The following is a 22175-nucleotide window of genomic DNA, read 5'->3' on the forward strand; positions in this document are numbered from 1 at the left end:
TTCCATTGTTAAGGAGAACCACCATGAACAAGATCTACCGCAAACTCTGGTCCACCGCCCGGCAGTGCTGGGTGGTTGCCAGCGAACTGACCACCGCGCGTGGCAAGGCCGCACCTGCAACCCGCGTCGGTGCCAGCCCGATCCTGCTGGCGGCCCTTGCTGGTGCACTCGTGCTGCCAGGTGCACAGGCCTCGCACTTCCTGGGCTGCGACACAAGAGCCGGGGGCCAGCTGGTTCGCTGCGCGCCGTTCGCAGGACATACCGATGGCGTGAACTACGCCGATGCTGCCAACGGTAGCGAGAACTACATGGGATTCGGCGCGGGCAACTACACTGACGGTTCCTACTCGACCAGCTTTGGCAACAGCAGCTATGCCAAGGGTGACTACGTGGCAGTGTTTGGTCACGGCGCCCGTACTACAGACGGCTATTCGGCCGTGTTTGGTGCCCGTGCGCTGGGTGACGGGTTGGGCACCAGCGCATTTGGCAACGATGCCAAAGCGCGCGGAAAGAACAGCCTTGCTTTCGGCAGTGGCGCGCAGACGGCCGATGGTGGGGGGGAAGATCGCATTGCCATCGGCGGCGATGCCCATGCTGGCAACAGCGGCTATACCGGTGCTATTTCCATTGGTGGCAGGGCCAGATCGACCTATGATGGTGTCTCCCTTGGCTTCCAGGCGAACGCACAGGCAGCTGGCGCCGTAGCACTGGGCAAGGGCGCGCAGGCACAGCAGACAGGTTCGGTAGCGTTGGGGCGCGATTCGATAGCCACGCAGACCGACACGGTCTCCGTTGGCAATGCAACGAAGAAGCGCAGGATCGTCAATGTCGCCGATGGCGCAGTGAGCAGCAGCAGCTACGACGCGGTCAACGGTCGTACGCTGCAGCGCGAGAAGAACACGCTGAACGCCAGCATTGGAACGGTGCGCACCGCTGCCAGCACCGCCAAGACGGCTGCCGACAACGCACGGTCGGTCGCAGACCGCGCGCTGGCGCAGGCCACCACCAACGGCTATGCCGTGGCCACGGGCTCGCCCATCACTGATACCAACAAGGCTACCGCCAGCGGCGACGTGTCGGTGGCGATGGGGCATTCGGCACGCGCCGAGGGTTTGGCGGCCGCCGCATTCGGCAACGGCGCAAAGGCGCTGGCCAACAATGCCATCGCCATGGGTAGCGTGGCCGAGGCCAGCGGCGCCCATGCCATGGCACTGGGTGGCAACAGCAAGGCGACCCACGACAATTCCGTCGCGCTGGGTGAGCGTTCGGTTACCACCGGGACCGACCAGATTTCGGTGGGCAACGCCACGTTGAAGCGCAACATCGTCAATGTGAAGGATGGCCGCCTGGCCGCTGGCAGCAGCGAGGTTGTCACGGGCAACCAGCTGCATGCCACCAACACGCAGGTCAATGCGGTGAAAGCCCGCTTGGACGCCGCTGCCGTGGCATTGGGCAGTGCCGCGGCCGCTGAGGGCGGTGGTGCAAGTGCCAGTGCCGCGCTCGGATCCGGCGCCAAGGCGTACAACAGCAACGGCATCGCGCTGGGTGCCGACGCACGTGCCAATGTCGATGCCGCAGGCAACAAGAGCACGGGCACCGGGGGCGTGGCGTTGGGCGCAAACAGCCGCAGCGGGAATGGGGCTGTCGCTGCCGGCCTGCGTGCATCTGCGGTTGGCGACCGCGCTGTGGCGATGGGTAACGGTGCTGCAGCCGACGCCACGCACGCCACTGCCGTGGGACACAACGCGGTGGCCAGTGCCAACCAGTCGACCGCAATCGGTAGGGAGTCAGCTGCTTCAGGTTCGTTCTCAACCGCACTCGGAAACATTGCCAAAGCAAGCGGTGCCAGTGCGGTCGCCTTGGGAGACCGTGCCCAGGCAACGCATGCTGGCAGTGTGGCCCTGGGCAATGGCTCAGTCACCACAGGCAACAACCAGGTGTCAGTTGGCACCACCACCAGCCAGCGGAAGATCGTCAATGTGGGCGATGGCGCGTTGAACGCCACCAGTACCGATGCGGTGACCGGCCGCCAGTTGCACGACACTAACCAGCGCATGAGCGGTCTGGTGAAGCAGGCATCGGCCAGCGGTAACCTCTACCTGGGTGCGGAGAACACCGGCAATGTACTGACGGTGAGCAACAAGGACGGCGGCAAGCGCTATCTCAATGGCGTGCAGAACGCCACGCTCAGCGCATCCAGCAGCGATGCCGTGACCGGCCAGCAGCTGTTTGCCACCAACAACAACGTAACCACCGCACAGGACACCGCGACGGCAGCGCGGACCGCTGCCGGTAACGCCCAGACCACGGCCAACGCGGCAGTGGCAAAGGCCGATGCGCTGGGCGGCTTGGTAAGCCAGGTATCTGCCACCGGCAACGTGCGCGTGGGTGGTGAGAACACCGGCACGACCCTGGATATTCGCAACAAGTCCAATGCCAACCGCAAGCTGAGCGGCGTGGCCGATGCCGCGCTCAATGGCACCAGCACCGAAGCGGTGACCGGGCGTCAGCTCAATACCACGAACACCAATGTGACTACGGCCCAGAACACCGCCACGGCGGCGCAGACTGCGGCAGGCACGGCACAGACCACGGCCAATTCCGCCGTGGCCAAGGCCGATGCGCTGGGTGGTCTGGTCAGCCAGGTGTCGGGCAGCGGCAACGTGCGCCTCGGTAGTGAGAATACGGGCAATGTCGTGGATGTGGCCAACAAGAACGGCGGCAAGCGTCGGGTCTACAACATCGCCGATGGCGTTGTATCGCGTGGCAGCACGGATGCGGTGACTGGTAGCCAGTTGTTCGCGACGAACGAGCTGGTGCGGGTGCAAGGCGAAGCGCTGACCGCACATGACGGACGCATTGCTGACAACCGCAGCGAGCTGCAGAAGCTGCGCGGAGAGTTCGACAACTTCGATCCTGATCTGGACGGCGTAGTGAAGTTTGATGCCGATGGCCATGTGGATGTGGCAGGCGGCAAGGTGAAAGGTGTTGCTGCGGGGGATATCAGTTCTGCGGGGAGCACGGATGCGGTAAATGGTGGGCAGTTGTTTGCGACTAATGAGCGAATCAGCTCTCTGCAGAATGCATCGAAGTTTGTGAGGGTTGGCATAGATGGTGAAAGCGAAGCGGCTGTCGCGGGAATATTTGGAGTTGCTATTGGAGATTCTGCGATTGCATCGCCTAAAAGCGAGGGGGGGACTGCACTCGGTAGCTTCTCTCAGGCGCTTGGCATCAATTCCGTGGCGCTCGGTCGCGCGGCGATGGTGCATGAACAGGCAATTGAGGGATTCGCGCTGGGTGCAAGTGCTGCAGTTGAGGTCTCTGGAGGCATAGCATTGGGGGCTCAGGCTCAAGTGAAGGCGTCGGCTCGCAACAGTGTTGCGCTTGGCTACGCTTCATTTGCTGGCGAAGAGAACACTCTCTCCATCGGTAACACTTCGATCAAGAGGCGAATTGTGAACGTCGCTCGTGGCAAGGACTCCCATGACGCTGCGACCGCTGGTCAACTTGGCGAAGCTGTTGGAATGTTTGGTGGTGGCGCAAGTTTGGATTCCAATGGGAACCTTAACTCGCCGATCTACAACATCCAAGGCGGGACGCAGAACAATGTTGGGGATGCTCTGGCGGCACTGGACAGTGCCGTGGTAACCGGTGGTGCGCGCGTGGACCGCGTGGAGCATCAGCTTCGTTCAGTGTTCCAAGATGGGCCTTCTGTCCGCTCTGATGGCTTCGGCCAGATCAACCTCTCCGGTGCCAATGGCATGATCCTGTCCAACCTGGCTGACGGCCGCGTTGCAGCGGGTAGCCGTGATGCGGTAACTGGCAATCAGCTGTTTGATGTCAAGCAGGACATCGAGAGGAATCGTGCGGGTCTTGAGGACCTCCGGGCTGGTAGTGGCGGAAATCCGTTGTTCGGTTCCATGTCTACAGCACAGGGGGGCGTGATCGACTTCGGAGATTCGCGCTTGACGGGGGTTGCTGATGGTTCGCTTTCAAGCGAAAGCCGCGATGTGGTGAATGGTGGGCAGTTGTTTGCGACCAATGTTCGGATCGATGGTCTGATTGAGCAGGCGCAATACTTCGTTGTCGGCAGCGATGGTCTCAGTGTCGCTGCTCGGGCGGGCCTCGTTGGTGTAGCTGTAGGCGATGGCGCAGAGGCGTCTCTGAGTACTGAGGGTGCCACTGCAGTTGGCACATACGCCACTGCTCGCGGTAAAAACTCAGTGGCGCTGGGGCGTGCTTCTTACGTACATGAGGAAGCAGAGGACGGATTTGCGCTTGGGGGCAGATCCCAGGTCATGACGTCTGGAGGCGTTGCACTGGGTGCAGAGGCTAGGGTGCTTAATACAGCGGCCAATGGAGTCGCGTTGGGCTTTCAGTCGGTGGCTGATGAGGCAAATACGGTATCAGTCGGCAGTGCGGGCTTGAAGCGTCGCATCGTCAACGTAGCCAACGGCCGCAACGCCACGGACGCCGCCACCGTCGGCCAGCTCCGCGGGGCGCTCGCCTCCCTCGGCGGCGACATCGACGCCAACGGCAACATCATCAATCCCACCTTCAACGTGCAGGGCGGCCAGCAGTCCACGCTCAACGATGCCCTGGCCACGCTCGATTCGGCCGTCATCACCGGTACCCAGCGCGTGGACCGCGTGGAATCGCAGCTGCGCTCGGTGTTCCAGGACGGCCCCTCGCTCCGTTCCGATGGCCTGAACCAGCTGAACCTGGCCGGTGCCAACGGCATGGTCCTGTCCAACGTGGCCAACGGCTACGTCGGTGCCGGCAGCCGCGATGCGGTCAACGGCGGCCAGCTGTACTCGTTGCAGCAGCAGCTCAATGGCCGCGTGGATGGCCTGGAGCAGCGTCTGGACGGCCAGCCGCAGGCACCGCAGTCGCGTGCGCTCACCATCGCATCGGCTGATGCCGGTGCGCCGGCCGCCGTACCTGCTGCATCGCCCGAGCCGGAGACCCCCGCCACGCCGCCGTCTGCCGCCGACAACAAGGTGGCCGACAACGGCACGCCGCCGCCGCCCACCCCGCAGGCCGATGCACCGAAGCCGGAAGCGCCCACTCCGCAGGTGGACACCGCGGAGCTGGAGAAGATGCTGGCCCGTGCCAACGAGTACAGCGATGGCATCAGCCGCGAGGTCGACCGCCGCCTGGACAAGATGGACAAGCGCTTCAACCGCATGGCGGCCATGAGCAGCGCGCAGAGCGCAATGGCCATGAACACCGCCGGCCTGAACACCTACAACCGCCTCGGCGCGGGCGTGGGCTACAGCGAGGGGGAATCGGCCATGGCCGTGGGCTACCAGCGCGTGTTGAACGACAAGGGCTCGGCCACCTTCAGCCTCAATGGTGCCTTCACCAACAGCGGCGAACGCAGCATGGGCGTGGGTGTGGGCATCGGCTGGTAAGCCATGACGCCCCGGCGTGGTGCGCGTAACGGGCCCCGCCGCGTCGGGGCATTGGCGGAGGAGATGGCAATGTACGGTTGGGTACGTCGATTCATGAGCTACCGCAGCTTCTATCTGTGGCGCGCGCGGTATCGCTATTACACCCGCCATCTGGATGCCTGGACGCTGACTACCCTGCTGTGCCTGTCGGGGATGGTCGTGGTGCTCTGGTATTACTGGCAGTTCACCAACGTGCCACCGCCGCGGGTGCATCCGCAGGCGGCGGCCCTACGGTTGGAGAGCGTCTCCCACGAGGCGATCAACCGCATCGTGCTGGTGCGCCACGGCGGCAACCCGTCGGGCCAGGAGTTCACCACTGCTGCCGGCATCCGCGCCAACGCACAGCGGACGATGCGGGTACGGCAGACGCTGGAAAGCGAAATGGTCTGGCGGCTGAAGGCCCATATGCTGGCGGACATCGCCGATTACATTGACGCCACGGATGGCTGCGCACCCTACCAGTGCACGCAGGTGGTGGACCGCATCACGTCGTTGCGGGAGGCGGCAATGGAGAACGCGGCGACCAACCGGGCGCTGCAGCGGATCCTCGATGGCCCCGACGATCTGGTGCCCTGCTTGGAAAGCAGTAACCGCCAGCGGCTGAAGACGGGATGGTCGGATCCGTTCAACGATGTCTACTACCAGACCTGGTTGCTGAATGATCTGCATACGATGCATGCGCGGATGATGACCGAGTATCCCAAACGGGCCCCGCTGCCGTGGCTGGCGGCGTGGTTGAGTGACCCGGAACCGCCGCGCGATGCAGGAATGCCGCTGTAGAGCCGGGCCCGCGCTCGGCTGCGTTCCAGCCAGACAACCAGGCAGCCCGAAGCACAGTGCGGACCAACGGTTCGCACCCACCCAGGGCAGGTGCCGCTGCGCTCGCCGGCCAAGGGCCAGCGCTACCGTCGTCATCCGCCGATGTACGCGGTGATCTCCGCTTCCGCCAGCACCTGCCGCAACTGCGCGACAGACGCGCGCCGCATCGGCTTCTCATCCACCGGCGACAACGGTGCTTGGCGCAGGGCGTCGTACGGCAGTACGGCCAGGTCGAAGGTCAGCTCCTCGGCACTGAACACCCACACCGGCACGTCCAGGCTGCGCTCGCGGTCCATGCGCAGGCGGCGTACCCGCGATTCTGCGGGAATGCCATGCTCGTCCAGGAAGCGATGCACGGCCTCCGGTTCATCGCTGTGCAGGTGCAGCTGCACGGGGCTGTTGGCGTCGGCGGTGCCGTCCAGCACCGGGCCGGCCAGGCGCGGGGAGAAGCTGTGCAGGAACTCCAGCGCACGCATTGCGGCCTCGCGACGACGCTGCAGTTCGTTGCCGTGCTGGGGCCCGGAGAACAGCCGCTGGTACTCGCGCAGGGCGTCTTCGATCTCGGTGTTGCGAGGCAGGGAGGCATCGTCGTGGATGCCGAGCCGGCTGGCGGCCTTCAACTTGGCCTGGTGGTAGTCGCGGATGCCGCCTTCGGCCATCAGGCGGGCGGCTTCGTGGGCGAGGCGGTGGCGCCGCTCGCGGGTCTGGCTGGCAGCATGCTGACGGGCGCGGTGCATGCGATGACTCCCTGTTGCGACCTGGCTACAGACTAGCGCACGGATGTGACATCTGCGTCGGTATGACCGATGTTGCTGCTCTGGCAGGTGCCGACCAAGGTTGGCCGCTACCGGGGCAGGGCAGGCCGTTGATCCTGTAGAGCCGGGCCCATGCTCGGCTCTGCAAAGGCGGGGCCAACCAGGGTTGGCACCCGCCCCACCTGCCTCTTAGAAGATATCGAACGCGGCGGCGTCGGCCTGCGGCGTATTGAGGTTCAGGTCGTAGTCGGTCAGGCGGTCCATGTCTTCCACCTTCACCCACTCGGTCGCGCCGTTGAGGGTGGCCTGGACCATGCCGCTGGGCGGATCGTTCTGCGCGATCGGGGTGTCCTTCAGCGCGGTGCGCATGTAGTCGATCCAGATCGGCAGGGCTGCCTTGCCACCGTACTCGCGGTAGCCCAGCGAGCGGAAGTCGTCGCGGCCCACCCACACGGTGGTCACGTACGGGCCACCGAAGCCGGAGAACCAGGCATCGCGGTGGTCGTTGGTGGAGCCGGTCTTGCCACCCACGTCCTCGCGGCCAAGTACCTTGGCCTGCACGCCGGTACCGCGCTGCACGACGTCGCGCATCATCGATACCAGCTGGTAGGCGGTGCGGGCGTCGATCGCGCGCGGGGCGGTGCGGGCATCCGGGTTGACCGGCGCGGCCGGGGTTTCGGTCTTGGCTTCGGCCTTGGCCGCAGCGGCCGGGTCCACCTTCGGGGCCGGGGCGCCGAAGTTGAAGCCGTCCACCACCTGGTTCACCGGCTGGTCGCTGCTGCCGGCGCACTCGCGGCAGGCCAGCGCCGGGTTTTCCTTGAACACCAGGTTGCCGTCGCGGTCGTTCACCTGGTCGATCAGCCAGGTGTCCACGCGCGAGCCGCCATTGGCGAACACGGCGTAGCCGCGGGCCACCGACAGCGGGGTGAGCGACGCGGTACCCAGCGACATCGACAGGTTCGGCGGCAGTTCCGATTCGGCAAAGCCAAACTCGCTGATGTACTTGCGCGCGTAGTCCACGCCCATGCCGTCCAGCAGGCGCACCGAGACCAGGTTGCGCGACTGCACCAGCGCTTCACGCAGGCGCATGGGGCCTCGGAAGCCGCCGCCGTCGTTCTGCGGGGCCCAGGTCTTGCCGCGGCGGTCGCGGAACACGACCGGGGCGTCGAGCACGATCGAGGCCGGGTTGTAGCCCTTGTCGAAGGCGGCCGCGTAGACGAACGGCTTGAAGCTCGAGCCCGGCTGGCGACGGGCCTGGGTGGCGCGGTTGAACTTGTTGCCGGAGAAGCTGAAGCCACCGACCAGCGCCTTCAGCGCGCCGCTGTGGGCATCCAGCGAGACCAGCGCGGACTGGCCGCGCGGGATCTGGTCCAGCAGCCACTCACCTTCCTTGGCACCGGCCCGCACGCGCACGATGTCACCGCGCTGCACCAGCTTGCCCGGGGTCTTGTTGGTCCACTTGGCGGCACCGGCCGGCAGCACGATCTCGGTGCGGTTGGCCAGCACCACGGTGGCGCTGCCATCGGCGCCGGTGCTGGCCACGATGGCCGGCAGCAGCCCGGCCTGGCCGTACATGCCGCGCAGGTGTTCGGCCAGGGCGGCCGCATCGTCACCGGCGCCCAGGGTTACCTGCTTTTCCACGCCGTGCCAGCCGTGGCGGTGGTCGTACAGCAGCAGGCCATCACGCACGGCCAGATTGGCCGCGGTCTGCAGGGTCGAGTCGATGGTGGTGGTGACGTGGTAACCCTTGTTGACCACATCGCCGCCGAAGCGGGCGATCATTTCCTGGCGCACCAGCTCGGCCACGTACGGCGCATCGACCTGCACCGGCGGCTCGTGCGCGCTGGCATGCATCGGCACCGCCTTGGCTGCATCGGCCTCAGCCTGGCTGACGAACTTCAGGTCGGCCATGCGCTGCAGCACATAGTTGTCGCGGCGCTGGCGCGCGCGTTCCGGGTTGGAGATCGGGTTGCCTGAGGACGGGAACTTGGGGATGCCGGCCAGCGAAGCCATTTCATCCAGGTCCAGCTCGTTCAGCTTCTTGCCGTAATAGAACTCGGCGGCGGCGGCCACGCCGTAGGCGCGGTTGCCGAAGAAGCTCTTGTTCAGGTACAGCTCGAAGATCTCATCCTTGCTCAGCTCGGACTCGATCTTCCGCGCCAGCAGGATCTCGGCCAGCTTGCGGGTGTAGCTGTACTCGGAACTGAGGAAGAACTGGCGGGCCACCTGCTGGGTGATGGTGGAGCCACCCGGCACGCGCTTGTCGCTGGTGGTGGCCAGCAGCCACACCGCACGGCCGATGCCCATGTAGTCCACGCCGCCATGCTCGTAGAAACGGGCGTCCTCGGTGGCCAGGAACGCCTGCTTCAGCTTCTCCGGCACGTCCTTCATGGTGATCGGGGTGCGTCGGGTCTCGCCGAACACCGCCATCAGCTTGCCGTCGGCAGCATAGACGTACATCGGCTCCTGCATTTCCACGTCGCGCAGGGTCTGCACGTCGGGAAGCTTGGAGGACACAGCGTAGTACAGACCGCCCACGGCGGCCGCGCCGATCAGCGCCAGGACCAGGACAATCAGGAAGATCCAGCGCAGCCAGCGGCGGAGTCGAGTCATCGGGTTCAGATTCCGATTGCGAATTTCGTGGTCGCAGAGTATAGATTACGCAAGGTGGCGGCTGGGGTCGGCACCGGGGAGCGCAAGGGGAACAGTCAGGGGCTGCATCGTGAATCCGTGAGGAACTTCACAGCAGGGCCGTTGCCATTTGCTAAGAATACGTTATTAATGCTCGGACGCAGGTCTTGCGTCCAAGTGCCCGTCGGCAGGGGAGAAACCGTGGGGCTCATCCCAAAAAGTCAGTCGCCGCTTGTGGGCGTCGACATCAGTTCGACTGCGGTAAAGCTTTTGCAGCTGTCCCGCAGCGGCAATCGTTTCCGTGTGGAACACTACGCTGTGGAACCTCTTCCGCCGAATGCGGTGGTGGAGAAGAACATCGTGGAAGTGGAGGCCGTGGGTGAGGCCATCCGCCGTGCGATGAACCGTTCAGGCAGCAAGGCCAAGCTGGCCGCTGCCGCCGTCGCCGGGTCGGCGGTGATCACCAAGGTGATCCCGATGCCGGCCGAGCTCGACGAGAACGACATGGAAGCCCAGATCGAGCTGGAAGCGGTCAACTACATTCCGTACCCGATCGAGGAAGTGAACCTGGACTTCGAGGTGATCGGGGCGATCCCGAACAACCCGGAGATGGTCCAGGTGCTGCTGGCCGCGTCGCGTTCGGAGAACGTGGAACTGCGCCAGTCCGCGCTGGAGCTGGGTGGCCTGCAGGCCAAGGTGATGGACGTGGAGGCCTTCGCGGTCGAGAACGCCTACGCCCTGGTCGCCAGCGAGCTGCCGGTATCCATCGACGGCGTGGTCGCGCTGGTCGACATCGGCGCCACCATGACCACCCTCAATGTCCTGCGCGGTGGCCGCAGCCTGTACAGCCGCGAACAGGTGTTCGGTGGCAAGCAGCTGACCGACGAGATCATGCGCCGCTACGGCCTGAGCTACGAAGAGGCCGGCCTGGCCAAGCGCCAGGGCGGGTTGCCGGAAAGCTACGAGATGGAAGTGCTGGAGCCGTTCAAGGAGGCGACGGTCCAGCAGATCAGCCGCCTGCTGCAGTTTTTCTATGCCGGCAGCGAGTTCAATCGCGTCGATCACATCGTGCTGGCCGGCGGCTGCGCAGTGTTGGGCGGCCTCACTGAGATGGTCGAGGAACAGCTGGGCGTGCCGACCGTGGTCGCCAACCCGCTGGCACAGATGACCCTGGGCCCGAAGGTGAACGCGCATGCGTTGGCCCAGGATGCCCCCGCGCTGATGATCGCGACCGGTCTGGCGCTGAGGAGCTTTGACTGATGGCACGCATCAATCTATTGCCCTGGCGCGCCGAGCGGCGCAAGCAACGCCAGCGCGAGTTCTACGCAATGCTGGGCATGGCCGCGATCGGTGGCCTGCTGCTGTCGTTGATGATCTGGTTCTATTACGACCGCCAGGTGAGCGGCCAGATGGACCGCAATGCCTATCTGTCGGCCGAGATCGAGAAGGTCAAGGAACAGAACAAGGAGATCGATCGCCTTGACGCGCAGAAGGACCGCTTGCTGGCGCGCAAGAAGGTGATCGAGGAACTGCAGGCCAAGCGTTCGCAGATGGTCCATCTGTTCGACGCGCTGGTGCGCACCATCCCCGATGGCGTGGTGCTGACCGCACTGAAGCAGGAAGGGGATGTGCTGACCCTGGAAGGGCGGACCCAGTCCAACGCCCGCGTTTCGGCGTATATGCGCAACCTGGAGACCTCCGGCTGGATGACCAACCCGGAGCTGTCGATCATCGAGGCGCGTGAGCCAGAGAAGGACAAGGACGGCAAGCTGGGTCCGGTGACCGATATCAAGGCGTTGCCGTATGTGTTCGTGGTCAAGGTGAAGCTGCCGGCCCAGAGCGAAGAGGTCGCGGCGACCCCCGGCCTGAACGCGGATGGCACGGTGGCTGCCGCACCGTCGGCACCGGCTCCGGTGGCACCGCTTGCCGCCAGCCCGGACGCTGCCGCATCGGCTGCGGGCCACACCGCGGCGCCGCCGGCATCGGCGCCTGCAGCACCCGCTGCCAGCGCTCCGGCCGCTGCCCCGGCCAAGCCGGATCAACCGGCCGCACCGGCGGCCAAGCCGGCCCCGAAGCCTGAGGGGAGCCGCTTGGCGCAGCCGCCGCAGGCCTTCTCTGCGCCGCTGCGGGGGGACCGCGCATGAGCCAGAAGATCGATCTGAAGAACCTGGATTTCAACGACATCGGCAACTGGCCGCAGAAGGCCAAGATCGTCTTCTGTTCGCTGCTGGCGCTGGTCATCATGTTCCTGGCGTGGATGCTGCTGATCAGCGGCAAGCGCGAGGAACTGGCCGGCCTGGAGTCGAAGGAAGTCGAGCTGCGCGCCGAGTTCACCAAGCAGCAGGAGCGTGCGGTGAACCTGGCACCGCTGAAGCAGCAGCTGGCGCAGATGGAGCAGGTCCTGCAGCAGATGCTGCGGCAGCTGCCAAGCAAGACCGAAATGCCAGATCTGATCATCGATATCTCACAGACCGCGCTGTCCAGCGGCCTGACCAACGAGCTGTTCGAGCCGGAGCAGGAGCAGGTCAAGGAGTTCTACGCCGAAAAGCCGATCAAGCTGCGGATGGTGGGCAGCTACCACCAGTTCGGCGCCTTCGTCAGTGGCGTGGCCTCGCTGCCGCGGGTGGTGATCCTGACCATGCACGACATCAACCTCAAGCCCAAGGACAAGACCAAGGGCAACGTTCGCAGCGGCGCGCTGGAACTGTCCGGTACGGTCAAGACCTATCGCTATCTGGACGAAACCGAAGTGCAGGCCCAGCAGGCTGCAGCCGATGCTGAGGCGAAGAAGAAGGGCAAGGGGGCCAAGAAGTGATGCGCACGTACATCGCACGCAGTGCAATGGCGTTGACGGTCCTGTTGCTGGCGGCCTGTGGTCGTGGCGTGACCAGCACGCCTGGCGATGCACCCAACCTCGAGAAGTGGGTGGAAGGCGAGCGTGCGCGACCGGCACAGCCGCTGGAGCCGCTGCCGGTGATGCAGCAGTTCGAGACCTTCGAGTACTCCGCGCAGGGCATGCGCGATCCGTTCACCGATGCCTGGACCAATCCGCAGCAGGGGAACGGCGGATTGCGTCCGGATCCAAACCGACGCAAGGAGCCGCTGGAAGGCTTCCCGCTGGACGCGCTGGACATGGTCGGTACCATCGGCACCGGCGGTGGCACCGTGGCGCTGGTGATGGGGCCGGACAAAGTGACCTACCGGGTGCGCCCGGGCGGCTACCTGGGGCAGAGCGACGGGCGGGTCACGGCGGTCTTCGAAGACCGCGTGGAGCTTATCGAACTGGTGCCGGATGGCGCGGGCGGCTGGCTGGAACGGCCGGCAATGCTCTCGCTTGAAGATCAATGATCGTTTACTGGGGATAGCACGATGACCTTTCACCAAGCCAAGGGGCTGCGTCCCATCCGGCGCTCTACCTTGAACCGTGTCAGCGCGCTGGGAGTCGCGCTGATGCTGGCCTGCGCTCCGGCGCTGGCCGCCGCACCGGCGGAGAAGCCGGTGGGCACCACTGTTGCCCCGCCCACGGCGCCGGCCGGCCTGTCGGTGTCCAAGATCGACTTCAAGCGCGGTGACGATGGCGCCGGTCGCCTGATCGTGCAGTTCGACGGTCAAGGCGCTATCCCGGATCTGCGCACGCAGGGCAACAGCGTCGTGGTTGATGTTGGCAATGCCCGCTTGCCGGCCAACCTGCAGAAGCCGATGAACGTCACCGACTTCGCCACGCCGGTGCAGCGCATCGATCCGAAGCCGTCCGGTGCCGGCACCCAGCTGGTGTTGAGCACCGGCGGTGCAGTGGAGTCGCTGGCCTACCAGAGCGGCAACGAGTACGTGGTCGAGATCAGCCCGCGGCAGGCTCCGGCCGCTGTCGGTGCGGTCACTGCCGGCAGCGTCACCCAGGCCGCAAAGGCCGTCGGCCAGCGTGGCTTCACCGGCAAGCCGGTGACCTTCAACTTCCAGGACGTGCCGGTGCGCACCGTGCTGCAGTTGATCGCCGAGGAGTCCAACCTCAACGTGGTGGCCTCAGATTCGGTGCAGGGCAATGTGACCCTGCGCCTGGTCAATGTGCCGTGGGACCAGGCACTGGACATCGTTCTGCGTGCCAAGGGCCTGGACAAGCGCCGCGACGGCAGCGTGATCTGGGTTGCTCCGCAGGCCGAACTGGCCAAGTTCGAGCAGGAGAAGGAAGACGCGCGCATCGCCATCGAGAACCGCGAAGACCTGGTTACCGACTACGTCCAGATCAACTATCACAGCGCTACGCAGATCTTCAAGGCACTGACCGAGGCCAAGGGGATTGGTGGCAGCAGCGGGGGCGGCGGCGGTGGCAGTGGTGGTTCGGCCTCGCAGGAAGACAGCGGCTTCCTGTCCGCACGCGGTCGCATCGTTGCCGATGAACGTACCAATACGCTGATGATCAGCGACATCCCGAAGAAGATCGCACGCATGCGTGAGCTGATCGGGGTGATTGATCGTCCGGTCGACCAGGTACTGATCGAAAGCCGCATCGTCATTGCCACCGATACCTTCGCTCGCGAGCTGGGTGCGAAGTTCGGCATCAGTGGCAGCCGTGACAATGTGTACTTCGGTGGCAACCTGGATGCCAATGCCGACACCATCAAATCGCAGGCCGATACGGCCGCTGCCAATGCCAAGGCCTATCGCGACTGGCAGGCCGGTGGCAGTGTCGGGCCGGCGCCGGTTCCGCTAATGTCGGCGATCAAGCGTGGCCTGAACTTCAACCTGCCGGCCGCATCGACGGCGACCCCCGGTTCGCTGGCGCTGTCGATCCTCAACGCCGGCTACCTGTTGGACGTCGAGCTCTCGGCGATGCAGGAAGAGGCCCGCGGCGAGGTGATCTCCAATCCGCGCGTGGTCACCACCAACCAGCGTGAGGCGCTGATCAAGCAGGGCAAGGAAATCGGCTATGTCACCATCAGTGGTGGTGGTGCTACCGGCGTCTCCACGCCAAACGTGCAGTTCAAGGAAGTCGTGCTGGAACTGAAGGTCACGCCGACGATCACCAACGACAACCGCGTGTTCCTCAACATGCAGCTGAAGAAGGATGAAGTGGAACGCCTGATCCAGCTGCAGGGCTATGGGACCGTGCCGGAGATCAACCGCCGTGAAGTCAATACAGCGGTGCTGGTGGACGACGGCCAGACCGTGGTCATTGGCGGTGTGTACGAGTTCACCGACCGCAGCAGCGTGAGCAAGGTCCCGTTCCTGGGCGACGTGCCCTTCCTGGGCAACCTGTTCAAGCAGCGTGGCCGCAGCAAGGACAAGGCCGAGCTGCTGGTGTTCGTGACCCCGAAGGTGCTGCGCGTGGCCAAGTAGAACTGGGCCAGCGCACCCGCCACACGAAGAAGGGCTGCCATGTGCGGCCCTTCTTCGTTCATGCCGGATGACATCGGTGGGGATGAGTCCGTAGATCCACGCCATGCGTGGATGGGATACCCGTTCAGCCGTTCTTGATGCCAATCGCAAGGCACCCTGCGATGATGTCGGGAACCCGTGCCGTCCTGCGCCGGTCAAAGGCCCCCATGAACCTGCCTCCGCCGATGCCCGAAACCGTTTCGCCGCCGCCCTCGCCGGCCACCTCCCGCCTGCATGGCGCCTTCAGCGCGCTGCGTGATGCCCTGTCTGCCGAGATCGTCGGTCAGGCCGCGCTGGTTGAACGCTTGCTGATTGCATTGCTGGCCGACGGCCACCTGCTGGTGGAAGGCGCCCCGGGCCTGGCCAAGACCACAGCGATCCGTGCGCTGGCTTCGCGCCTGGAAGCCGACTTCGCGCGCGTGCAGTTCACGCCGGACCTGCTGCCCGCCGACCTGACCGGCACCGAGATCTGGCGCCCGCAGGAGGGCCGCTTCGAGTTCGTGCCCGGACCGATTTTCCATCCCATCCTGCTGGCCGACGAGATCAACCGCGCACCGGCCAAGGTACAGTCGGCCCTGCTGGAAGCGATGGGCGAGCGCCAGGTCACCGTTGGGCGCCATACCTATGCACTTCCATCGCTGTTCCTGGTGATGGCCACGCAGAATCCGATCGAGCAGGAAGGCACGTTCCCGCTGCCGGAAGCGCAGCTGGATCGTTTCCTGATGCACGTACGCATCGGCTACCCCGACCAGGCGGCCGAGTCGGAAATCCTGCGGTTGGCCCGCGAGCGCGCCCGCGGCGCCCTCGGCGAGCCCGCACCCGCACCGCAGAAACTGCCGATGCAGGATGTATTCGACGCCCGCCGCGAAGTGCTCGGCCTGCACATGGCACCGGCGCTGGAGCGCTACCTGATCGAGCTGGTGCTGGCCTCGCGCGATCCATCGCGATACGACGCGGGTCTCGCGCGCCGCATCGCCTGGGGCGCCAGCCCGCGTGGCTCGATCGCGCTGGAGCGCTGTGCCCGTGCGCGTGCCTGGCTGGCCGGTCGCGAATTCGTCACCCCGGATGACGTCCGCGCAGTTGCCGCCGATGTGCTGCGCCATCGCGTGCTTCCCAGCTACGAGGCCACCGCCGAGGGCTGGGATGGCGAGCGCCTGGTGCAGGAGCTGCTGTCCCGGGTGCCGGCACCCTGAGCCTGCGCATGTCCGATCCATCCCAGCAACGTGCCGCCACCGTCAGCGACGGAGACGGGCTGCGTCCGCAGTTGTCCGAGCTGGTGGCGCTGCGCCGGTTGGCGCAACGTCCGCCGCCGCCGCGTCGCGGCCGTGCCGGCAATGCCGGGCAGGCGCCGTCGCCGCTGCGTGGACGCGGAATGGAGTACGCCGAGTCGCGCGAGTACGTGGCCGGTGACGATGCGCGCCATATCGACTGGCGGGTCACTGCGCGCACTGGTCGAGCCCATACCAAACTGTTCCAGGCCGAGCGCGAACGGGTCAGCCTGATCGTCGCCGACACCTCCCCAGCGCTGTATTTCGGCACCCGCGTGCGCTTCAAGTCGGTACAGGCCGCACGTGCCGGCGCCGTCGCCGCATGGTCGGCGCAACGTCGTGGCGACCGGGTCGGTGCGCTGCGTGGCAGCGACCGTGAGCCGCCGATCGCGCCTGCTGGCGGGCCGCGTGGTGTGCTGCGCGTGCTTGACGCGCTCAGTCGCTGGTACGCGCAGCCGCCCGCCGATGATCTCGGCCTGGAGCGCGCGTTGGACCACGCGGGGCGCGTGCTGCGCCCAGGAGCACGCATGCTGGTGCTGGCCGATCCGCAGCAGGCCATTCATGTTCCGCCGGCGCGCTGGAGCGCGCTGGCCCAGCACCATGACCTCAGCCTGGTGCTGCTGGTCGATCCGTTGGAGATGCAACCGCCGTCGGCTGCGCTGCAGTTCCAGGCCGCGCAGCAACGCGTTGGCCTGGACCTGCGCCGCGGCGACGTGCAGGCCCGCTGGCAGTCCCATTTCGTCGAACCGCTGCAGGAGCTCCGGCGTCAGCTCGGTGCGCGCCGCGTCGATGTGCAGGTGCTGTCCACCGATGCGCCAAGCGATGCCTGGCTGGCACCGTCGCCCACCGAGGTGCCGGCATGAGTGCCACCCTGCCGCTGCGCGACGTGCAACTGCCGCCAGCACCATCGTGGTGGCCGCCAGCGCCGGGCTACCTGATGATCGGCGGTGTGGTGCTGCTGCTGATCCTGTTGCTGTCCCTGCTGTGGTGGAAGCGCCGCCGTCGTCGCCAGCGCTGGTTGCAGGCGTTCGACCAGGAACTGGCCACCGTCACCGATGCCACGGCCGAACTGGCAGCCATCGCCGGCCTGCTGCGGCGTGCAGCACGACAGGCACAGCCGGGCAGTGAATCCCTGCGCGACGCGGCCTGGTGGCAGCGCGTGGACCCGCAGGGCACATTGCCGGATGCCCGCCGCAGCCTGCTGGCCGAAGGTGCCTATCGCCCCCGCGTGGACGCCGGTGACGTGGCGGCAGTGCGCAGCTGGGCGCGCGAGCGTTATCTGGCGATGCTGCTGGAGCGCCGCCGATGAACCTGCTGGCAAGTTACTGGCCGTGGCCGGACCTGCAGCTGGCGTGGCCGCTGGCGCTGCTGGCATTGCCCCTGCCCGTGCTGATGCATTGGTGGAAGCGTCGCGCCGAGCCGGGCGCGGCATTGCGCGTACCGTATGCCGCAAGCGAGCTGGAAGCGCTGTCCGGTGGCGGTCGCGTCGATGTGTCGTGGCTGCGCACGCTGCTGTTGTGGCTGGCCTGGTGTGCGCTGTGCATCGCGCTGGCGCGCCCACAGCAGCTGGGTGAAGCGATCACGCCGCCGCAGCAGGGCCGGCAGATGATGCTGGCGATGGATGTGTCCGGCAGCATGGGCGAGGGCGACATGGTGCTGGGTGGCCAGGCGGTGGATCGACTCACCGCCGCCAAGGCGGTGCTGGCCGATTTCCTCGACCGCCGTGCCGGCGATCGCATCGGCCTGCTGATCTTCGGAGACCGCGCCTACACGTTGACGCCGCTCACCGCCGATCTGGCCAGCGTGCGTGATCAACTGCGTGACAGCGTGGTCGGGCTGGCGGGCCGCGAGACGGCCATCGGCGATGCGATCGGCCTGGCAGTGAAGCGCTTGCGCAGCCAACCCGAAGGGCAGCGCGTCCTGATCCTGATGACCGATGGTGTCAGCAATGCCGGCGTACTGGAGCCGTTGCGTGCGGCCGAAGTGGCGCGTGCCGAAGGCGTGCGCATCCATACCGTCGCCTTCGGTGGCGATGGCAGCATGCGCTTCCTCGGCATTCCCATTTCCGCCGACCAGGACCCGGTCGATGAGGCCACGTTGAAGAAGATCGCCAGCATGACCGGCGGCCAGTTCTTCCGCGCACGCGATACCGCGCAGCTGGCCGGCATCTACGCCGAGCTCGACCGGCTGGAGCCGATCGCGGCGAAGGGACCGAGCCTGCGCCCGCGCGAGGAACGCTATGCATGGCCGCTGGGCCTGACAGTGTTGTTGGGCGCCTTGGCTTGGCTGTGGCCGGAGCGACGCCGATGATTGCCCTGGCCGCGAATCTTCCCGACTGGAACGCGCTGCACTTCCTGCGTCCGGAATGGCTGTGGGCGTTGCTGGTATTGCCGGTGATCATCGCGCTGACGCTGTACCGGCAGCGGCGCGGCAATGCGTGGCGGCACGCTGTGGATGCGCACCTGTTGCCGCATCTGCTGGCGACCGGTCAACGTCGTCGCGCGCGCTGGCCGTGGGCGATGGTGTTGGGCTGGACCCTGGCGTCGCTGGCGATGGCCGGGCCGAGTTGGCGCCAGCAGGCACAACCGATGTTCCAGCCGAGCGCCCCGCTGGTGGTGGTGCTGGACCTGTCCAGCCGGATCACCGCCACCGATCTGCCGCCGTCGCGGCTGCTGCAGGCGCGGGCGAAGCTGGGCCAGCTGCTGCGCGCGCGCCAGGGCGGGCAAGTCGGGCTGGTGGTCTATGCCGACGATGCCTACACCGTGGCGCCGTTGACCGACGACGGCAGCAACGTCGCGCTGTACCTGGATGCCTTGTCGCCGGATGTGATGCCGCGCGATGGCGCGCGTGCCGACCGCGGTATCGACTGGGCGACGCGGTTGATTCGGCAGATCGGCGCGCCACAGGGGCAGATCCTGCTGGTCAGCGATCAGGCCGATGGTGAAGCTGCGCTGGCGGCATCACAGGCACGCGGGCTCGGCCTGCAGGTGTCGGTGTTGGGCCTGGGTACACCGACGGGTGCTGCGTACCGTGACGGCGCCGGCCAGATCCGCCAGGCGGCGCTGGCGGAAGGCAGCCTGCGCGCGGTGTCCACCGCAGGTGGTGGCCGCTATGCGCGCATCGCCGCCGATGACAGTGATCTGCGCGCGCTGGGCGTGCTGGATGCACGCGAAGGCAGTGCGTCGCAGCGGCCGGGCGAAGGCAAGCAATGGCGTGATGAGGGATTCTGGCTGTTGCCACCGCTGATGCTGCTGGCACTGCTGGCCTTCCGCCGTCGTGCGGTGCTCGCCGCCGTGCTGGCGGTGGGCGTGCTGCCCTGGATGGGCGAGGTACACGCACAGGCGTCCGCAAGGCCGCCGCCGCAGGGCACCCTGTGGAAGCGCAGCGACCAGCTGCAGCACCAGCGCCTGATCGAGGGCGTGCAGGCGTACCGCAGTGGTGACTTCGCCGCTGCGCGCAAGCAGTTCGAGGGCATCGACAACGATGCAGGCTGGTACAACCTCGGCAACACGCTGGCGCGTGAAGGCAACTACGACGAAGCAATCGCAGCCTACGACCGCGCGTTGGCGCTGCACCCGGGTATGGCCGATGCGGTGGCCAACCGTGCCGTGGTCGATGCCGCGCGCAAGCGCAAGCCGCCCGGCAGCAAGGGGCAGGATCAGCAGAAGTCGCAGGACGGGCAGCAGAAGCAACAGCCGAGCCCACAGGGCCAGCCACCGCAACCGGGTCAGAAGGACCCCGGACAGGGCCAGCCTTCACCGGGCCAGCAGGGCCAGCCCAGGCACGGCGATGACAAGGCGTCCTCGAATCCGCAGTCCGGCGAGCGCGGCCGCGATGGCCAGCAGGCGCCGCCGCAGGCCGAGGATGCCAAGGCGCAGGCACAGGCGGATGCACAGCAACGCCTGCGCATGCAGCAGGCCATGCAGCAGGCAGGCGAGGGCAAGACGGACAAGGACGGCAAGCCGGCCTCTACCGGCGACGTCCGCACCCCGGGCCAGCGCGAAGAACAGCAGGCGGTTGAGGCGTGGATGCGGCGCGTGCCGGATGATCCGGGTGCGTTGCTGCGGGCCAAGTTCCAGCTGGAAAACGAACGCAGGAAGAGGGAAGGGCGATGACGCGGGCGAACAACATGCACGGGCGCTGGCCGCAGCAGGTCCTGGCGGCACTGCTGCTGTGGCTGCCGCTGTTGGCGTGGGCACAGCCGCGGGCATGGCTCGATCGTGATCGCATCGCGGTGGGCGATACGGTCACGCTCAATGTCGAGAGCGATCAGGGCGCACCGGACTTCACACCGCTGCGCAGCGACTTCGACCTGAGCGGGCAGACCAGCAGCCGTCAGGTGGAGTGGAGCAATGGCAGCATGCAGCAGCGCAACCTGTACGGTGTCGCGCTGACCCCGCGGCGCAGTGGCGCGCTGGTGATTCCCGGTCTGGTGGTCGGCAGCGCACGCACCGCACCGCTGACCCTGCAGGTGGATGCAGCCACGGTGGCTGGTCCCGGCAGCAACGCGATGGCCTTCATCGAGACGGTGGTCGATGACGAAACGCCCTACGTCCAGCAGAGCGTGGGCGTGGTGGTGCGGCTTTACTTCGCCGCACAGCTGGCCTCCGGCGAACTCGTGCTGGATACGCCGGCCGGTGCGTCGCTGCAGCGGGTGGGCGATGACCGCACCGATGTGCGTCAGGTCAATGGCCGGCGCTATAACGTGGTCGAGCGCCGTTTCCTGCTGATTCCCGAACGCAGCGGCGCGTTGCGGTTGGCCGGTGCGCGCTTCAGCGGACGCAGTGCCGGTGGTTTCTTCGACGATTTCTTCGGGGGGGGCGACGGGCGCATGAATGCCACCAGCGCCGACCGCACCCTGCAGGTGCAGGCACAGCCGGCGCAGGCACCGCAGCCTTGGCTGCCGCTGCAGAGCCTGCAGCTGCGCTATACCAGCGCGCCGACCCGTGCCCGTAGCGGCGAGGCCGCGAACGTGGTGGTCGAGGCCGTTGCCGAAGGCGCGACCCGCGCTCAGTTCACCGACCTGCCGGTGCCCGACCTCGGCAGCAGCGCGCAGGTGTTCGCCGAACCGGCGCAGTACGAGGAAACCTTCAATGGCAGCACGCCGAGGCTGAAGATCACCCGTCGCTATTCGATCGTGCCGCGCCAGCCGGGGGCGCTGGTGGTGCCGGGGCCGCGGCTGCCCTGGTGGGATGTGCGCAACGGCAAGGCACAGGAAGCCCGGTTGCCGGACCTGACACTGGAGGTTGCGGCCGGTAGCGGTGGCGCCGCTGCTTCGCCGGCGCCGCTGCCTCCGATTGATACCAATGCGGCATTGCCGGGCACCGATGCCCAGGACAGCCGTATCGCGGCGACCGATCCGCGTGCCAGCGGCCTGTCCGAACGGCCATGGCCCTGGATGGGCGCAGCGATCGGCGTGACGTTGCTGTGGTTGCTGACCCTGCTGTGGGGCTGGCAGCGTGGCCGCCGCCCCCGTGCTGCCGCGCCCGCGCTGGGCACACCGGCTGTGCCGACTGTGGCGAGCGGACGTGCCGGCTTGGCCGAGCTGCGCCGCGCGCTGGATGGCGAGGGCTTCGATCAGGTCGAAGCGCAGTTGTGCGCGATGGCCGGCGTTGAACGTATCGAGCAGGTCATCGCCCGGCTTGATGACCCGTCCCAGCGCGAGGTGTTGCAGGCGCTGCAGCAGGCACGCTGGGGCGGGCAGGGCGATCTGGCATCGCTGCGCGCGCGCCTGCGCGAGGCCTTCCGTGACGGACCGCACTGGTCGGCCATTGCTGGCCCCGCCGACACTGGCCTGGCGCCGCTGTATCCACCGCGGCGAACCTGAACCGGCGTCGCTTGCGGGCTTTGTTAGAGTGCATTCATTTTTCGAGGAA

At 66.5% G+C, this 22175-nt stretch carries 15 protein-coding genes; 13 read left to right on the forward strand and 2 right to left on the reverse strand.

The features are described 5' to 3' along the window. Positions 1–23: 23 nt before the first annotated feature. Together QZ853_RS10095 and QZ853_RS10100 are read left to right on the forward strand one after the other, a co-directional pair. Positions 24–5414 (forward strand): ESPR-type extended signal peptide-containing protein, encoded by a 5391-nt coding sequence (locus QZ853_RS10095; protein WP_295572591.1) that lies wholly within the window; start codon positions 24–26, stop codon positions 5412–5414. 69 nt (positions 5415–5483) lie between these two features. After that, positions 5484–6233, forward strand: a complete 750-nt coding sequence (locus QZ853_RS10100) for a hypothetical protein (RefSeq protein WP_295573475.1) — start codon at positions 5484–5486, stop codon at positions 6231–6233. 131 nt (positions 6234–6364) lie between these two features. On the opposite strand, the gene QZ853_RS10105 is transcribed toward QZ853_RS10100, so the two are convergent. Next, positions 6365–7009 carry a hypothetical protein gene (locus QZ853_RS10105; protein ID WP_295572593.1) on the reverse strand — a complete coding sequence of 215 codons (645 nt, stop codon included), beginning with the start codon at positions 7007–7009 and terminating at the stop codon, positions 6365–6367. A 207-nt stretch (positions 7010–7216) separates the two neighbouring features. Further along, entirely contained in the window at positions 7217–9640 is a 2424-nt protein-coding gene (locus QZ853_RS10110) for a penicillin-binding protein 1A (protein ID WP_295572595.1), read from the reverse strand. A 219-nt stretch (positions 9641–9859) separates the two neighbouring features. Between QZ853_RS10110 and QZ853_RS10115 the strand changes: the two genes are divergently transcribed. The 11 genes from QZ853_RS10115 to QZ853_RS10165 all read left to right on the forward strand — a co-directional run bounded on the left by QZ853_RS10115 (position 9860) and on the right by QZ853_RS10165 (position 22126). After that, positions 9860–10918: a pilus assembly protein PilM gene (locus tag QZ853_RS10115; RefSeq protein ID WP_345777900.1), complete on the forward strand. Its 1059-nt coding sequence runs from the start codon at positions 9860–9862 to the stop codon at positions 10916–10918. Continuing rightward, positions 10918–11802 (forward strand): PilN domain-containing protein, encoded by an 885-nt coding sequence (locus tag QZ853_RS10120; protein WP_295572599.1) that lies wholly within the window; start codon positions 10918–10920, stop codon positions 11800–11802. Before QZ853_RS10115 ends, QZ853_RS10120 begins: the two co-directional genes overlap by 1 nt. After that, complete coding sequence (gene pilO / locus QZ853_RS10125) at positions 11799–12473, forward strand: type 4a pilus biogenesis protein PilO (protein WP_295572601.1); 675 nt, start codon at positions 11799–11801, stop codon at positions 12471–12473. The genes QZ853_RS10120 and pilO overlap by 4 nt, the downstream gene beginning before the upstream one ends. After that, positions 12473–13006 (forward strand): pilus assembly protein PilP, encoded by a 534-nt coding sequence (locus tag QZ853_RS10130; RefSeq protein WP_295572604.1) that lies wholly within the window; start codon positions 12473–12475, stop codon positions 13004–13006. Before pilO ends, QZ853_RS10130 begins: the two co-directional genes overlap by 1 nt. A gap of 21 nt (positions 13007–13027) precedes the next feature. Beyond that, on the forward strand, positions 13028–14992 hold the full coding sequence (locus QZ853_RS10135; protein WP_295572606.1) for a type IV pilus secretin PilQ family protein: 1965 nt from the start codon (positions 13028–13030) through the stop codon (positions 14990–14992). A gap of 206 nt (positions 14993–15198) precedes the next feature. After that, positions 15199–16224 (forward strand): MoxR family ATPase, encoded by a 1026-nt coding sequence (locus QZ853_RS10140; protein ID WP_295572609.1) that lies wholly within the window; start codon positions 15199–15201, stop codon positions 16222–16224. An 8-nt stretch (positions 16225–16232) separates the two neighbouring features. Next, positions 16233–17162 carry a DUF58 domain-containing protein gene (locus QZ853_RS10145; RefSeq protein WP_295572611.1) on the forward strand — a complete coding sequence of 310 codons (930 nt, stop codon included), beginning with the start codon at positions 16233–16235 and terminating at the stop codon, positions 17160–17162. Then, positions 17159–17608, forward strand: a complete 450-nt coding sequence (locus QZ853_RS10150; protein ID WP_295572614.1) for a DUF4381 family protein — start codon at positions 17159–17161, stop codon at positions 17606–17608. Before QZ853_RS10145 ends, QZ853_RS10150 begins: the two co-directional genes overlap by 4 nt. Continuing rightward, complete coding sequence (locus tag QZ853_RS10155; RefSeq protein WP_295572617.1) at positions 17605–18609, forward strand: VWA domain-containing protein; 1005 nt, start codon at positions 17605–17607, stop codon at positions 18607–18609. The genes QZ853_RS10150 and QZ853_RS10155 overlap by 4 nt, the downstream gene beginning before the upstream one ends. Beyond that, the gene (locus QZ853_RS10160) at positions 18606–20414 is read left to right on the forward strand and encodes a tetratricopeptide repeat protein (RefSeq protein ID WP_295572619.1); all 1809 of its coding nucleotides are present in this window, start codon (positions 18606–18608) and stop codon (positions 20412–20414) included. The genes QZ853_RS10155 and QZ853_RS10160 overlap by 4 nt, the downstream gene beginning before the upstream one ends. Beyond that, positions 20411–22126, forward strand: coding sequence for a BatD family protein (locus QZ853_RS10165; protein ID WP_295572621.1), 1716 nt, complete (start codon positions 20411–20413; stop codon positions 22124–22126). Before QZ853_RS10160 ends, QZ853_RS10165 begins: the two co-directional genes overlap by 4 nt. The last annotated feature ends 49 nt before the right edge of the window (positions 22127–22175 follow it).

This window comes from uncultured Stenotrophomonas sp., assembly GCF_913778665.1.
In the GTDB taxonomy this organism is placed as follows: domain Bacteria; phylum Pseudomonadota; class Gammaproteobacteria; order Xanthomonadales; family Xanthomonadaceae; genus Stenotrophomonas.

Coding starts and splice junctions, on each gene's coding strand:
- QZ853_RS10140 (WP_295572609.1), top strand. CDS start 15,199: ATGAACCTGCCTCCGCCGATGCCCGAAACCGTTTCGCCGCCGCCCTCG.
- QZ853_RS10110 (WP_295572595.1), bottom strand. CDS start 9,640: ATGACTCGACTCCGCCGCTGGCTGCGCTGGATCTTCCTGATTGTCCTG.
- QZ853_RS10095 (WP_295572591.1), top strand. CDS start 24: ATGAACAAGATCTACCGCAAACTCTGGTCCACCGCCCGGCAGTGCTGG.
- QZ853_RS10120 (WP_295572599.1), top strand. CDS start 10,918: ATGGCACGCATCAATCTATTGCCCTGGCGCGCCGAGCGGCGCAAGCAA.
- QZ853_RS10130 (WP_295572604.1), top strand. CDS start 12,473: ATGCGCACGTACATCGCACGCAGTGCAATGGCGTTGACGGTCCTGTTG.
- pilO (WP_295572601.1), top strand. CDS start 11,799: ATGAGCCAGAAGATCGATCTGAAGAACCTGGATTTCAACGACATCGGC.
- QZ853_RS10145 (WP_295572611.1), top strand. CDS start 16,233: ATGTCCGATCCATCCCAGCAACGTGCCGCCACCGTCAGCGACGGAGAC.
- QZ853_RS10155 (WP_295572617.1), top strand. CDS start 17,605: ATGAACCTGCTGGCAAGTTACTGGCCGTGGCCGGACCTGCAGCTGGCG.
- QZ853_RS10150 (WP_295572614.1), top strand. CDS start 17,159: ATGAGTGCCACCCTGCCGCTGCGCGACGTGCAACTGCCGCCAGCACCA.
- QZ853_RS10135 (WP_295572606.1), top strand. CDS start 13,028: ATGACCTTTCACCAAGCCAAGGGGCTGCGTCCCATCCGGCGCTCTACC.
- QZ853_RS10100 (WP_295573475.1), top strand. CDS start 5,484: ATGTACGGTTGGGTACGTCGATTCATGAGCTACCGCAGCTTCTATCTG.
- QZ853_RS10105 (WP_295572593.1), bottom strand. CDS start 7,009: ATGCACCGCGCCCGTCAGCATGCTGCCAGCCAGACCCGCGAGCGGCGC.
- QZ853_RS10165 (WP_295572621.1), top strand. CDS start 20,411: ATGACGCGGGCGAACAACATGCACGGGCGCTGGCCGCAGCAGGTCCTG.
- QZ853_RS10160 (WP_295572619.1), top strand. CDS start 18,606: ATGATTGCCCTGGCCGCGAATCTTCCCGACTGGAACGCGCTGCACTTC.